Origin of the sequence: Mesorhizobium sp. M7A.F.Ca.US.002.01.1.1, from assembly GCF_004022955.1 — a bacterium.
GTDB lineage: Bacteria > Pseudomonadota > Alphaproteobacteria > Rhizobiales > Rhizobiaceae > Mesorhizobium > Mesorhizobium ciceri.
In genome coordinates, this window is record NZ_RZQE01000119.1 from 1 (window position 1) to 13,839 (window position 13,839).

General features: G+C 62.9%; 14 protein-coding genes. 6 read left to right on the forward strand and 8 right to left on the reverse strand.

Annotated elements, in window-relative coordinates:
* Window positions 1–579 (reverse strand): AraC family ligand binding domain-containing protein (locus tag EN932_RS14450; protein ID WP_128368882.1); only part of this gene is annotated, 579 nt, incomplete at its 3' end.
* A 246-nt stretch (window positions 580–825) separates the two neighbouring features.
* Between EN932_RS14450 and EN932_RS14455 the strand changes: the two genes are divergently transcribed.
* The 6 genes from EN932_RS14455 (at window position 826) to EN932_RS14480 (ending at window position 9,849) form a co-directional block, all read left to right on the forward strand.
* A complete protein-coding gene (locus tag EN932_RS14455; RefSeq protein ID WP_127384499.1) occupies window positions 826–2,292 on the forward strand; it encodes an alpha-glucosidase/alpha-galactosidase in 1,467 nt (488 codons plus the stop codon).
* A 146-nt stretch (window positions 2,293–2,438) separates the two neighbouring features.
* Window positions 2,439–4,523, forward strand: coding sequence for an ABC transporter substrate-binding protein (locus tag EN932_RS14460; protein WP_013530190.1), 2,085 nt, complete (start codon window positions 2,439–2,441; stop codon window positions 4,521–4,523).
* Between the two features lie 110 nt (window positions 4,524–4,633).
* Window positions 4,634–5,641, forward strand: coding sequence for an ABC transporter permease (locus EN932_RS14465; protein WP_013530191.1), 1,008 nt, complete (start codon window positions 4,634–4,636; stop codon window positions 5,639–5,641).
* Between the two features lies 1 nt (window position 5,642).
* Entirely contained in the window at window positions 5,643–6,782 is a 1,140-nt protein-coding gene (locus tag EN932_RS14470; protein ID WP_127368849.1) for an ABC transporter permease, read from the forward strand.
* A 9-nt stretch (window positions 6,783–6,791) separates the two neighbouring features.
* Window positions 6,792–8,459 (forward strand): ABC transporter ATP-binding protein, encoded by a 1,668-nt coding sequence (locus tag EN932_RS14475; protein ID WP_127368850.1) that lies wholly within the window; start codon window positions 6,792–6,794, stop codon window positions 8,457–8,459.
* Between the two features lie 19 nt (window positions 8,460–8,478).
* Entirely contained in the window at window positions 8,479–9,849 is a 1,371-nt protein-coding gene (locus EN932_RS14480) for an alpha-glucosidase/alpha-galactosidase (protein WP_127367163.1), read from the forward strand.
* Between the two features lie 5 nt (window positions 9,850–9,854).
* On the opposite strand, the gene yacG is transcribed toward EN932_RS14480, so the two are convergent.
* The 7 genes from yacG to EN932_RS14515 all read right to left on the reverse strand — a co-directional run bounded on the left by yacG (window position 9,855) and on the right by EN932_RS14515 (window position 13,690).
* Complete coding sequence (yacG, locus tag EN932_RS14485) at window positions 9,855–10,052, reverse strand: DNA gyrase inhibitor YacG (RefSeq protein ID WP_013530195.1); 198 nt, start codon at window positions 10,050–10,052, stop codon at window positions 9,855–9,857.
* The gene (locus EN932_RS14490; RefSeq protein ID WP_013530196.1) at window positions 10,049–10,678 is read right to left on the reverse strand and encodes a Maf-like protein; all 630 of its coding nucleotides are present in this window, start codon (window positions 10,676–10,678) and stop codon (window positions 10,049–10,051) included. Before EN932_RS14490 ends, yacG begins: the two co-directional genes overlap by 4 nt.
* 21 nt (window positions 10,679–10,699) lie before the next feature.
* Window positions 10,700–10,918, reverse strand: coding sequence for a translation initiation factor IF-1 (gene infA / locus EN932_RS14495; RefSeq protein ID WP_006200926.1), 219 nt, complete (start codon window positions 10,916–10,918; stop codon window positions 10,700–10,702).
* An 87-nt stretch (window positions 10,919–11,005) separates the two neighbouring features.
* On the reverse strand, window positions 11,006–11,416 hold the full coding sequence (locus tag EN932_RS14500; protein ID WP_024504779.1) for a low molecular weight phosphatase family protein: 411 nt from the start codon (window positions 11,414–11,416) through the stop codon (window positions 11,006–11,008).
* Window positions 11,413–11,949, reverse strand: coding sequence for a UPF0262 family protein (locus tag EN932_RS14505; protein WP_128368883.1), 537 nt, complete (start codon window positions 11,947–11,949; stop codon window positions 11,413–11,415). Before EN932_RS14505 ends, EN932_RS14500 begins: the two co-directional genes overlap by 4 nt.
* A gap of 6 nt (window positions 11,950–11,955) precedes the next feature.
* Window positions 11,956–13,248, reverse strand: coding sequence for a histidinol dehydrogenase (gene hisD / locus EN932_RS14510; RefSeq protein WP_128368884.1), 1,293 nt, complete (start codon window positions 13,246–13,248; stop codon window positions 11,956–11,958).
* Window positions 13,249–13,255: 7 nt separating this feature from the next.
* Window positions 13,256–13,690, reverse strand: coding sequence for a DUF2948 family protein (locus tag EN932_RS14515; protein WP_013530200.1), 435 nt, complete (start codon window positions 13,688–13,690; stop codon window positions 13,256–13,258).
* Window positions 13,691–13,839 lie beyond the last annotated feature (149 nt).

The window sequence follows — 13,839 nt, forward strand, 5'->3', positions numbered from 1 at the left end:
GATCTGGACCAGGTCCGCCACCGGCAGCGGCTTGTCGAGATTGGCGTTGATGTGATCGATGACCGGCTGCATGGCGCTTAGTTTTTCGGCGAAGGCATGGGAACCGAAGACATCGTCATAGAGCGCCATCGCAGCCTCGTAGGCTATCGCGGAAGCAGCACCCGGCGAAGCGGCGCCTTTGATCAGGCGCAAGCTGCAATCGGCAAGATGATCGATTGTCGCCGGCTGCAGCCGAAATACAGGACCCGAGACGCTGAGGATCGACTTGTGGATGCGCAGCGCTTCCTCGCCGTTCATCGAAATCCAGAAATATTCCCAGCGCTCATCTCCAGCCAGCCAGTAGCGGTGGTTGTGCGGCACCAGCACCAGCAATGTGTCGTTCTTCTGCAAGCGGTAGTTGCGGTTTTCGTAGCGCAGCCGGCCAGTCCCGCTGATCGTGTGCTGGAGCACGGTGAACGGTGTCTGACCGCGCTTGCGGCCGTCCCAGTCGTAGATTTCGTCCTCGCGCACTTCGTAGCCCGTGCTCGTCGGCATGGCGTGCAGGCGCTGGCGGCCGCGCGGCAGCGAGATCGTGCGCATGGACTGTCCGTGTTCTATCAAATCATGCAGCACAAAATTACCCCTGAAAGCATAATCCTTCTCTGGTCGCGCTCGCGAATAAGCGCATAATCCCCATCGAAAAGCGAGAGAGATCCGCAGTCAAGGAGCGGACAGGGAGGTTGGCGAGCCGGATTCCGGCTTGTCCTGCATACATGTCGCGGCATGTGGCTACAGCCTCCATTGTCATTCCTTGCCTGCAATTCGAAATGGAATGAGGTGCGGCTGATGAGTTTCAAAATCGCTATCATCGGTGCCGGCAGCGTCGGCTTCACCAAGAAATTGTTCACCGACATCTTGTGCGTGCCCGAATTCAAGGACATCGAATTCGCGCTGACCGATGTCAGCGAGCACAATCTTCAGATGATCAAGGCGATCCTCGACAGGATCGTCGAGGCGAACAGGTTGCCGACCAGGGTGACGGCGACCACAGACCGCCGCAAGGCGCTCGAAGGCGCTCGCTACGTCATCAGCTGCGTGCGGGTCGGCGGCCTCGAAGCCTACGCCGACGATATCCGCATTCCCTTGAAATACGGCATCGACCAGTGCGTCGGCGATACGATCTGCGCTGGCGGCATTCTCTATGGCCAGCGCAACATTCCGGTGATCCTGGATTTCTGCAAGGACATACGCGAGGTCGCCGAGACGAACGTCAAATTCCTGAACTACGCCAACCCGATGGCGATGAACACCTGGGCGGCGATCGAATACGGCAAGGTCGACACTGTCGGGCTCTGTCACGGCGTCCAGCACGGCGCCGAGCAGATCGCCGAGGTGCTTGGCGCGAAGTCCACGCAGGAGCTCGACTATGTCTGTTCCGGCATCAACCACCAGACCTGGTTCATCGACCTGCGCCTCAACGGCCGCCCCATTGGCAAGGATGAACTGGTGGCCGCTTTCGAGGCGCATCCGGTCTATTCCAGGCAGGAGAAGCTGCGCATCGACGTCCTGAAGCGCTTCGGTGTCTATTCGACCGAAAGCAACGGCCATCTTTCCGAATATCTGCCCTGGTACCGCAAACGTCCCGACGAGATCACGCGCTGGATCGATATGTCCGACTGGATTCACGGCGAGACCGGCGGCTATCTCCGCTACTCCACCGAAACCCGCAACTGGTTCGAGACGGAATATCCGCAGTTCCTCGAAGCGGCGTCCAAGCCGATCGACCGCGAGAAACGCTCCAACGAGCATGCCAGCCACATATTGGAGGCGCTGGAGACCAACCGCGTCTATCGCGGCCACTTCAACGTCAAGAACAATGGCGTGATCACCAACCTGCCGCAGGATGCCATCATCGAGTCGCCGGGCTTCGTCGACCGTTTCGGCATCAACATGGCCGCCGGCATCACGTTGCCGGAGGCTTGCGCCGCCACCTGCATCGCTTCGATCAACGTCCAGCGCATGTCGGTGCATGCCGCGATATCAGGCGACATCGATCTTCTGAAGCTCGCCGTGCTGCATGACCCGTTGGTCGGCGCGGTTTCGACGCCGGAGGAGGTCTGGCAGATGGTCGACGAAATGGTCGTCGCCCAGGCAGCCTGGCTGCCGCAATACGCCCATGCGGTTCCGGCCGCCAGGGAGCGGCTGTCGACATCCAAGGTGAAGACCCGCGAGTGGGCGGGCGCCGCACGGCGCAGCGTTCGCTCGATCGAGGAATTGCGCGCCGAAAAAGCCGCGCTGAAGCAAGCCGGCTGAAACGGGCCGGCTGAAACGGGCCGGCTGGAAATTCATGCGGTGATGGTGGATCCATGGGAGGCGGATCCACTGCCACGAAGCCGTTTGAATTCGAGGAGAGGCGGAGCGGGTGCAAACGCTCCGGACAAACAAGAGGGAGAGAGACAGTGAGGAATTTACGCAATATCGGCCTTGCTGCCGGACTGGCGCTGAGCGTCTCGGTCTCGGCACTCAGTGCTTACGCTTCCGAGCCGACGGTTCCGCCGGCGCCGACACCGTTTCCCGCCGAAGGCAAGATCAATTATGTCGCGCGCGACTCCATTCTGGAGTTCAAGGCGCTTCCCGAATATCACGAGCCGGACTGGGTCACCGAGAAATACGTCAAGACCGGCAAGCTTCCGCCGGTGAAAGACAGGCTGCCGAAGGAGCCGCTGGTCTTCAAGACGGGCAATATGCAAGACGGCATCGGCGTCTATGGCGATACGATGCGCCACGTCATCGGCGGGCGGCCGGAAGGCTGGAACTACGGCGCCGGTCAGACGCAAGGCTGGGGCGGCATCGACATCGGCCTCTCCGAATGCCTGACGCGCACCGCCCCGCTGTTCCAGGTCGAGGCCAAGGACACCGAGCCGCTGCCGAACCTGGCCAGGAGCTGGGATTGGTCGAGCGATGGCCACAAGCTGACCATGCACCTCATCGAAGGCGCGAAGTGGTCGGACGGCGTGCCGTTCAACGCCGACGACGTTATGTTCTACTGGGACGACGAGGTCGTCGATCCCAACGTCTCGCCGCTGAACGGCGCCACGCCGGAAACCTTCGGCGTCGGCACGACGTTGAAGAAGATCGACGACTACACCGTCGAATGGACCTTCAAGGACGCCTTCCCGAAGCAGTACCTGTATGCCATGGCCTACGGCACCTTCTGTCCTGGTCCCGCGCACATCCTGAAGCCGCAGCATCCGAAATATTCGAAGAACACCTACGATCAGTTCAAGAATGCCTTCCCGCCGGAATTCATGAACATGCCGGTGATGGGCGGCTGGGTCCCGGTCGAATACCGGCCGGACGATATCATCGTCATGCGCCGAAATCCCTATTATTGGAAGGTCGACGAAAAGGGCAATCAACTGCCCTATCTCAACGAACTGCACTACAAGCTGTCGACCTGGGCCGATCGCGACGTCCAGGCGGTGGCCGGCGCGGCTGATTTTTCCAATCTGGAGCAGCCGGAAAACTTCGTCGCCTCGCTGAAGCGTGCGGCGGAGGCGAACGCGCCTGCCCGTCTTGCTTTCGGCCCGCGGCTCATCGGCTACAATCTGCGCTTTAATTTTTCCGCCAATGGCTGGGGCAATCCGGACGAACGCGGCCAGGCGATCCGCGAGCTGAACCGCAACGAGGATTTCCGCAAGGCCGTCACCATGGCGCTCGACCGCAAGGCGCTCGGCGACTCGCTGGTCAAGGGGCCGTTCACCGCCATCTATCCCGGCGGCTTGTCGTCAGGAACCAGCTTCTACGACCGCAATTCGACGGTCTACTACCCCTTCGACCTCGATGGCGCCAAGGCGGAACTCGCCAAGGCCGGCCTCAAGGACACGGACGGCGACGGCTTCGTGAATTTCCCTTCCGGCACCGCCGGCGGCAAGAATGTCGAGATCGTGATGCTGGTCAACAACGACTACACGACCGACAAGAGCCTTGCCGAAGGCGTCGTCGCCCAGATGGAAAAGCTCGGGCTGCGGGTCGTGCTCAACGGCCTCAACGGCACCCAGCGGGACGCTTCGCAATACTCCGGCCGCTTCGATTGGCTGGTCCGGCGCAACGAACAGGAACTGACCTCGGTGGTGCAGAACACCGTGCAGCTTGCCCCTGTCGGCCCGCGCACCAGCTGGGACCATCGTGCGCCGGAAAATGGCGAGGTCGACGTGATGCCGTTCGAAAAGGACCTCGTCGACATCGTCAACAAGTTCGTCTCCACGCAGGACAATGACCAGCGCGCCAGCTTGATGAAACAATTCCAGAAGATCTCGACGGAGCACGTCTACAATGTCGGCCTGACGGAATATCCCGGCGCGCTGATCGTCAACAAGCGCTTCTCGAACATTCCGCAGGGCACGCCGATCTTCATGTTCAACTGGGCCGAGGATTCGATCATCCGCGAACGGGTGTTTGTCGCCGCAGACAAGCAGGCGAAATATGAATTGTTCCCCGATGAGCTGCCCGGCAAACCCGGAGAGAAGGGGCTGATGAATTAGGTTTACCTCCCTGACTGAGAGACCTCCGGCCGCGCCGCTGGCGCGGCCGGACAAACCAACCTCCGGACGCAACCAAGGGCGCGATCGGCGAGACAAGGAACGAACCGTCCATGCTGCGATTCCTGCTCACGCGCATAGCGTCGGCAATCCCGGTCCTCGCCATTTTGAGCCTGGCCACCTTTGCCATCATCCAGGCGCCGCCGGGCGACTATGCCGACTACATCCGTTCGCAGGCGATCAACCAGGGTGGAGCTTCCTTTGCCGAGGCCGACGCGCAGGCAAAGGCCTATCGCATCGAGCATGGCCTCGATAAGCCGCTGCCCGTGCAGTATCTCAACTGGATCGTCGGCATCGTCACTCGAGGCGATTTCGGCTACAGCCTGTACTACAACAAACCGGTCGCCGATGTGGTCGGAGAGCGCCTGCCGCGCACGCTCCTTCTGGCGCTGGTCTGCCATCTGCTGGCCTCGGTGCTGGGCATCACATTCGGCATATGGGCGGCGACAAGGCAATACACCTGGATCGACTCGACACTGTCGGCCATCTCCTTCCTCGGTATGACGGTGCCGCGCTTCCTGATGGCGCTGATCATCGTCTATCTCCTGGTCTTCCAGTTCAACGTGTCTGAGATCGGCTCATTCTTCTCGCCGCAATATGGTGGTGCGCCGTGGTCGTGGGCCAAATTCGTCGACCTCGTCAAACATGTCTGGCCGGTGGTGGCGATCGCCACTTTCGGCGGCCTCGCCTACAATATGCGCGTCATGCGCGGCAATCTGCTCGATACGCTGAACGCGCAATATGTCGAGACGGCAAGGGCCAAGGGGCTGACGGGTGCTGCCGTCGTCATGCGCCACGCCGTGCCCAACGCGCTGCATCCGCTCATCATGTATCAGGGCGTGGTGCTGCCCTATATGCTGACCGGCGAGATCGAGACGGCGATCATCTTCGCACTGCCGACCGTCGGCCCGGCGATCGTCGGCTCCATGGCTGTCGGCGACGTCTATGTCACTGCCACCTTCATGATGGTCCTGTCGGCGACACTCATCGTCGGCAACATCATCGCCGACATGCTGCTCGTGCTGCTCGATCCGCGCGTGCGCCAGTTCGGGGAGCGTTGAGATGCTGGCGCGCGATCCATCCCCTCCACCGCTGCCTGCCGAAGGGCCCATCGTCGCCAAACCGGCGCATGGCAACGAAAGCTACATGGCGCTTGTCTGGCGCCGGCTGAAGCGCTCCTGGACCGGCATGGCCGGGCTCTGGCTCGTCGTGCTGCTGCTGGTGATGGCCGTATTAGCCGAATTCATCGCGCCAATGGACCCGAAGGTCACGGATGTCGGCTTCGCTCCGCCGCAGGTGCCAAGCTTCCATGACAGAGACGGCGGTTTCACCGCACGGCCGAGGGTCTATGCGCTGGCCGATTCGGCGGACCTCGATCCGGTCACTTTCCAGCCCGTCGTCGGCCCCGACTATGATCATCCTAGGCTGCTCGGTTTCTTCGTGCATGGCGCGCCCTACAAGCTGTTTGGGCTGCTGCCGGCGGACCGGCATCTGTTCGGCTCGCTGGACGGCCAGCCGGTGCATTTCCTGGGCACCGACAAGTTCGGCCGTGACGTGCTGTCGCGCGCCATCCACGGCTCGCGCGTCTCGCTGATGATCGCCCTGACGGTCGTCTTCATCATCACCGTCATTGGCACCATCGTCGGCATGGTTTCCGGCTATTTCGGCGGCAGGTTCGATGTCTGGATGCAGCGCTTCGTCGAACTGGTGCTCGCCTTCCCGCAGCTGCCGCTCTATCTGGCGCTGACGACACTGATCCCGGTCACCGCTCCCACCAACGTCTTCCTCGCTTTCGTCATCATCGTCATGTCGGCCTTGGGCTGGGCGCAGATGTCGCGCGAAGTGCGCGGCAAGACGCTGGCGCTGGCGCGGATCGAGTATGTGCGCGCCGCCATGGCGGTCGGCGCCACCGACCGGCGCATCATCATGCAGCACATCTTCCCCAATGTGATGAGCCATGTGATCGTCGCCGTGACGCTGGCGATCCCGACCGTGGTGCTGCTCGAATCCTTCCTCGGTTTCCTCGGCTTCGCCGTCAAGCCGCCGCTGATCTCGTGGGGCCTGATGCTGCAGGACACCGCGACCTATTCCGTCATCGGCACCTATCCCTGGATCCTGTCGCCGGTCGGTTTCGTGCTCGTCACCGTCTTTGCCTTCAACGCGCTTGGCGACGGCCTGCGCGACGCCGTCGACCCTTATTGAGGTGCTGAGATGACCGTCGCGCTCGCCGAATCCTTCGCACCGATCGTCCGTCACGACCATGACGGACGCCAGGACCAGCCGATCATCGATGCCCGCAACGTCGCCGTGGCCTTCAAGGTGGAGCATGGCGTCGTCGAAGCGGTCAAGGACATCTCGTTCCAGCTCTATCGCGGCGAGACGATCGCCATCGTCGGCGAATCCGGTTCGGGCAAGTCGGTGACGGCGCGCACCGTCATGGGCCTGCTGTCGCGGCGCGCCACGGTGTCGCCCGGCTCGAGCGTCTGTTATGACGGGCAAAACATCCTGAAATTTCCCGAGAGCGCCCGGCGCAAGCTGCGCGGCAACCGCATCTCGATGATCTTCCAGGAGCCGATGAGTTCGCTCAACCCGATCTATACGGTCGGCAGCCAGATCGTCGAGGCGATTCGGGTGCATCGTAAGGTCAGCCGCAAACAGGCTTGGGCGCGAGCGCTCGAACTTCTGCAGCACGTGCAGATTCCCGATCCTGCCGCGCGGCTCAGACAATACCCGCATCAGCTCTCGGGCGGGCAACGCCAGCGGGTGATGATCGCCATGGCGCTGGCCAACAATCCCGACGTGCTGATCGCCGATGAGCCGACCACGGCGCTCGATGTCACCGTCCAGGCGCAGATCCTGAACCTGATCCGCAGCCTGCAGAAAGAGCTGCGCATGGCGGTGATCCTGATCACCCACGACCTCACCGTGGTGCGCCAGTTCTCCGACTACGTCTATGTCATGCAGCATGGCGAAATGTGCGAGCACAACGTCACCGAACGGCTCTTCGCCGACCCGCGGCATCCCTATACGAGGCGGCTGCTGGCTTCAGAGCCGCATGGGCAGCCGAAGCCGCTGCCGGAGGGCTGTGGCACCATTCTCGAGGCCAGCGGCGTGCGCGTCTCATTCATGCTGCGCCACGGCACCTTTCTGAAACCCGACTGGCGCGAATTGGTCGCCGTCGACGATCTCAGCCTGAAACTCTGTCGTCATGAGACGCTGGGGCTGGTCGGCGAGTCCGGCTCCGGCAAGACCACCTTCGGCCAGGCCCTGCTCCGGTTGATCGACGCCAAGCGCGGCGAGATCCGTTTCGACGGCAAGCCGATCCACGGCCTGTCGCGGGCCGAGATGCGGCCGTTGCGCTCGCGCATGCAGATCGTCTTCCAGGATCCGTTCTCCTCGCTCAACCCGCGCATGACGATCGGCCAGATCATCGAGGAAGGGCTGATCGTCAACAGCATAGGGGCGACGCGGCGCGAGCGGGTCGAACGGGTGCGCGACGCGCTGGTCAGCGCCGGCATGCCGGGCGATATACTGTCGCGGTTTCCGCACGAATTCTCTGGTGGCCAGCGGCAGCGCATTGCGATCGCCCGCGCCATAGCGCTTGAACCAGAATTCATCCTGCTCGACGAGCCGACATCGGCGCTGGACCTCTCCGTCCAGGCGCAGATCATCGACCTCCTGCGCAAGCTGCAGGACGAGCGCGGCCTCAGCTACCTCTTCATCTCGCACGACCTCAAGGTGGTGCGTGCGCTGTGCCATCGCGTGATCGTCATGCAGAACGGCAAGATCGTCGAGCAGGGCCCCGTCGACGACATCCTGTCCAATCCCAAGACCGCTTACACCGAACGGCTCGTCAGGGCCGCTTTCGATGTGGCCTGAACATATGCCGGAGGTTAGCATGGCAAGAAATCCCAAGATCACGTTCATCGGCGCCGGCTCGACGGTGTTCATGAAGAACATTGTCGGCGACGTGCTGCAGCGCCCGTCGCTGTCCGGCGCGACGATCGCGCTGATGGACATCAATCCGCAGCGGCTGGAAGAGAGCGCCATTGTCGTCAACAAGCTGATCGCGACGCTTGGCGTCAAGGCGAAGACCGAGACCCATTCGGATCAGCGCAAGGCGCTGGCCGGCGCGGATTTCGTCGTCGTCGCCTTCCAGATCGGGGGCTACGAGCCCTGCACAGTCACTGACTTCGAGGTGCCGAAGAAATACGGCCTGCGCCAGACGATCGCCGACACGCTCGGCGTCGGCGGCATCATGCGGGGCTTAAGGACCGTGCCGCATCTGTGGAAGGTGTGCGAAGACATGCTCGCCGTCTGCCCCGATGCGATCATGCTGCAATATGTCAACCCGATGGCGATCAACACCTGGGCGATAGCAGAGAAATACCCTGAGATCAGGCAGGTCGGCCTCTGCCATTCGGTGCAGGGCACGGCAATGGAACTGGCTGAAGACCTCGACCTTCCCTACGAAGAGATCCGCTATCGCTCGGCCGGCATCAACCACATGGCGTTCTATCTGAAGTTCGAGCATCGCCAGCCGGACGGTTCCTACCGCGACCTCTACCCAGATCTCGTGCGCGCCTATCGCGAAGGCCGCGCGCCCAAGCCCGGCTGGAACCCGCGCTGTCCCAACAAGGTGCGCTACGAGATGCTGACCAGGCTCGGCTATTTCGTCACCGAGAGCTCGGAGCACTTTGCCGAATACACGCCCTATTTCATCAAGGAGGGCCGCCCCGACCTGATCGAGAAATACGGCATCCCGCTGGATGAATATCCCAAGCGCTGCATCGAGCAGATCGAGCGCTGGAAGGGACAGGCTGAAGCCTATCGCTCGGCCGATCGCATCGAGGTAGAGCAGTCCCGGGAATATGCCTCCTCGATCATGAATTCAGTCTGGACCGGCGAGCCGTCGGTGATCTACGGCAATGTCCGCAACAATGGCTGCATCACCTCGCTGCCCCGCGATTGCGCCGCCGAAGTGCCGTGCCTGGTCGATGCCTCCGGCATCCAGCCGACCTATATAGGCGAGCTGCCGCCGCAATTGACCGCGCTGATCCGCACCAACATCAACGTGCAGGAACTGACGGTGCGGGCTCTGATGACCGAGAACCGCGAGCACATCTACCACGCGGCGATGATGGATCCGCACACCGCGGCCGAACTCGATCTCGACCAGATCTGGTCACTGGTCGATGATCTCTTGGCCGCTCACGGCGACTGGCTGCCGGGCTGGGCGCGGGTGGCGCGCAAGACCGAGGCCGCCTGACGACCTCATTTCGGAGCGTCGGGATCCGTCTCTTCCTCGTCATCGCGGGCCTTGATGACATAGGCGCCCTTCAGCCAGCGGTTGAGGTCGATGTCCTTGCAGCGCGTCGAGCAGAACGGAAAGCTGTCGCGCGCCGAGGGCTTGCCGCATTCGGGACAGGGGCGCTTTGGGCGCAAGGGCGTGACTTTGGGATCGGAATTCACAGCCGGGTTCCCGCCAGCCAGCCGCCATGCACCTTGAAGCCTTCGCCGCTCAGCAGCGCGATGGTCTCATAGAGCGGCAGCCCGACGATGTTGGTGTAGGAGCCGACCAGCTTGACGACGAAGGCGCCGGCGAGGCCCTGGACGGCGTAGCCGCCCGCCTTGCCGCGCCATTCGCCCGAGGCGATATAGGCGTCGATCTCTTCGCGCGGCAGCCGCTTGAAACGCACCCGCGTCTCGACCAGGCGCTGGCGCAGCTTGCCACCCGGGGTGATAAGGCAGATGCCGGAATAGACCCGATGCGAACGGCCCGACAACAGCCCGAGACAGTTGGCAGCGTCGTCGAGGGTTTCTGCCTTGGGCAGGATGCGCCGCCCGACGGCAACCACCGTGTCGGCGGCCAGCACGAAACCCGGCGCATAGTCGGCTTCGGTCTTCAGTGAGGCGAACGCCTTCTCGGCCTTTTCCTTCGACAGCCGCTTGGCCAGCGAGCGTGGATGCTCGGCACGCAGCGGCGTTTCGTCGATATCGGCCGGCAGCACGCGGTCCGGCTCGATCCCGGCCTGCTGCAAGAGCTCGATTCGGCGCGGCGAACCCGAGGCAAGCACCAGCTTCTGCAAAATGCTCATCGCGGACCAGTCGGGCTTTGCTTACTTGAAACGATAGGTGATGCGGCCCTTGGTCAGGTCGTATGGCGTCATCTCGACCAGAACCTTGTCGCCGGTCAGCACGCGGATGCGGTTCTTGCGCATGCGGCCGGCCGTATGGGCGATGATTTCGTGTTCGTTTTCGAGCTTTACCCGGAACATCGCGTTCGGCAACAATTCCGTCACGACACCCGGAAACTCGAGGACTTCTTCCTTCGGCATTCGATACCTTTGCTTGGATGGTAGTTCCAGCACCCTGGCCGGAATTTCGGCGGAACCTATATGATAATCGTCCGCTTGTGAACACGCTTAATCCGTCGCGTTTTTTGCCTCTGGAAGCAAGAAACGTCGGCCTATGCGCACCTTCAGCCGCTCGCGGACGTCCCGGTACGCTGCCATGATCTGTTCGCGCGTGCCACCGGCGTCGGTCGGGTCCGGCGTCGGCCAATATTCGACCTCGACGGCGAGCGAGCGGGTGAGTTCGAGTGCGGCGTGGTGCGCTTCGGGTGCCAGCGTGACGATCAGGTCGAAATAGTCGTCCTCGAGATCGTCCATCGTCCTTGGGTGGCGCTCGCCCAGCGTGAGATCTTCTTCGGCCAGCACCGCATCGACGAACGGATCGCGCTCGCCGGCGCGAACGCCGGCCGAAGCGACAAAGACGGTGGCGGGCAGCATCCGGCGCGCCAGCTGCTCCGCCATTGGCGAGCGCACGGCATTCATGCCGCACAGGAACAGGATCGAACGGGGCAGGGCGCCGGGCGACAGGGCCAGCCCCGCCAGTGCAGCACGCAGACCAGCGTGAACAGCCGGCGCGCCGTGTCGAAGTCGATGTCGATCTTGCCGGACAGCCGGTCCATCAACGTCTGCGAACCTTCATTGTGCAGGCCGCGGCGGCCCATGTCGATCGCCTCGATATGGCTCGGCGTCGAGGAACGGATGGCGTCGTAGTAGCTTTCGCAGATCATGTAGTAATCCTTGACGATGCGCCGGAGCGGCGTCAGCGACAGGATATGGGTGACGACGGCGGTGCCATCCTCGCGCGCAACGGCAAACACCAGGCGCTGCTCGGCCAGCGACAGTTTCAGCCGGTAAGGGCCGTCGCCGCTGTCATTGACGGGCTGGAAACTGTTCTCCTCGATCAGGTCGAAGATCGCCACCGCGCGTTCATGCTCGACATCCGGCGTTGACCGGCCGATCGATTCATCGAGTTCGACATCGATCAGCCTGGCGCGGGTTTGATCGGGGCCAGACATCGCCGCCTACATGTTCAACCGTATGGCGACGGAGCGTCCATGCGCGTCAAGACCCTCCGCCTTTGCCAGCGCAATCGCCGCCGGCGCCAAGATACGCAACTGCTCCGGTCCAAGCTTGAGGATCGACGTGCGCTTGACGAAATCGAGCACGGACAGGCCGGACGAGAAACGCGCCGAGCGCGCCGTCGGCAGCACATGGTTGGAGCCGCCGACATAGTCGCCGATCGCTTCCGGCGTGTGGCGGCCGAGACAGACCGCACCGGCATTGCGCACCCGCGACAGGAAGCCCTCGGCGTCGTCGATGGCCAGTTCGACATGTTCGGCGGCGATGCGATCGACCAGCGGCAGCGCGGCGTCGATGGTCGACACCTGGATCACGGCACCAAAATCGCGCCAGCTCGCCGCTGCCGTTTCAGCGCGTGGCAGGCTCTGCAACTGGCGCTCGACCGCCTGTTCGACCGCGATGCCGAAAGCCGGATCGTCGGTGACCAGGATCGACTGCGCCGAAGCGTCGTGTTCTGCCTGGGCCAGCAGGTCGGCAGCGATCCAGTTCGGATCGTTGCTGCCGTCGGCCACGACAAGCACTTCCGACGGCCCGGCGATCATGTCGATGCCGACGGTGCCGAAAACCTGGCGCTTGGCTGCCGCGACAAAGGCATTGCCCGGGCCGACGATCTTGGCGACCGGCCGGATTGTCTCGGTGCCATAGGCGAGGGCGGCGATCGCCTGCGCGCCGCCGACGCGGTAGATTTCGGACACGCCTGATATGTCCGCTGCCACCAGCACCAGCGGATTGATGATGCCGCCCGGCGCCGGCACGACCATGACGATGCGCTCGACGCCGGCCACTCTGGCCGGCACGGCGTTCATCAGCACCGAGCTCGGATAGCTCGCCGTACCGCCCGGCACATAGAGCCCGACGGCCTCGATCGCCGTCCAACGCCAGCCGAGCTCGACGCCGGCGGCATCCGTATAGCGATCGTCCTTCGGCCGCTGCCGTTCATGATGCGAGCGGATGCGGTCGCGCGCGAACTCCAGCGCCTCGATCGTCTTTGGGTCGGCCGTTTCGTAGGCGGTTGCGATGTCTTCCTTAGACACGGCAATGCCGAGGCCGGTCAAATCGGCGCGATCGAATTTCCGCGTATAGTCGATCAGTGCCGCGTCGCCCTCCGCGCGCACGCGCGCGATGATGTCGCGCACCGCGGCATCGACATCGGCGGAGACCTCCCGCTTGGTCGTGAGGAAGGCGGCGAAACGTTGCTCGAAATCGGTATCGGACTGACGAAGCGTGATGGCCATCGGACGCTCAGGCCTTGTGGATGGGGCGCGAGGTGGCTTCCCACGCCCCGCCGATGTCGGCAAGACGGGCCTCGATGCACTCGACGTCGAGCATGATCGCACCGCCGCCCGAGAAGATCAGCTCGACGATGCCGGCCGGCTTGCTGATCTCGATGAAGCTGATCGCCAGCAGCGACAGGACTTCGGCAGGCTTGTCGCGGTCAATACCGCTGGTCTTGGCCCCGAGCACGCGGTCGAAATGCAGCACGGCCTGCCGTCGCTCATTATGCTGGCGAAACAGGCCGGATTTTGCCTCCCAGACGAAACGGTTCATGGTCAGCAGGAAACGCTTGGCCGCGGGGAGGAATTCGAGGTCGCTGACTTTCAGCACGGCATCCTGGACATGAGCCGAAACGATGCTCAGATCCTGGTCGTCGAGCGCGATAAGCTTAAGGGCGGTCATACGGATTTCGCACCTGAAGGTTGATTGTTCAGCCTTCTGTTAGGCGGTCTTGGCGATCGGTGCAACCGCACCAGCAGCTGCAGCTCTGCGCTGCCCCTCATCGCCCTGCCGGGCACTTCTCCCCGGATAGTGACGGGGAGAAGGACGCT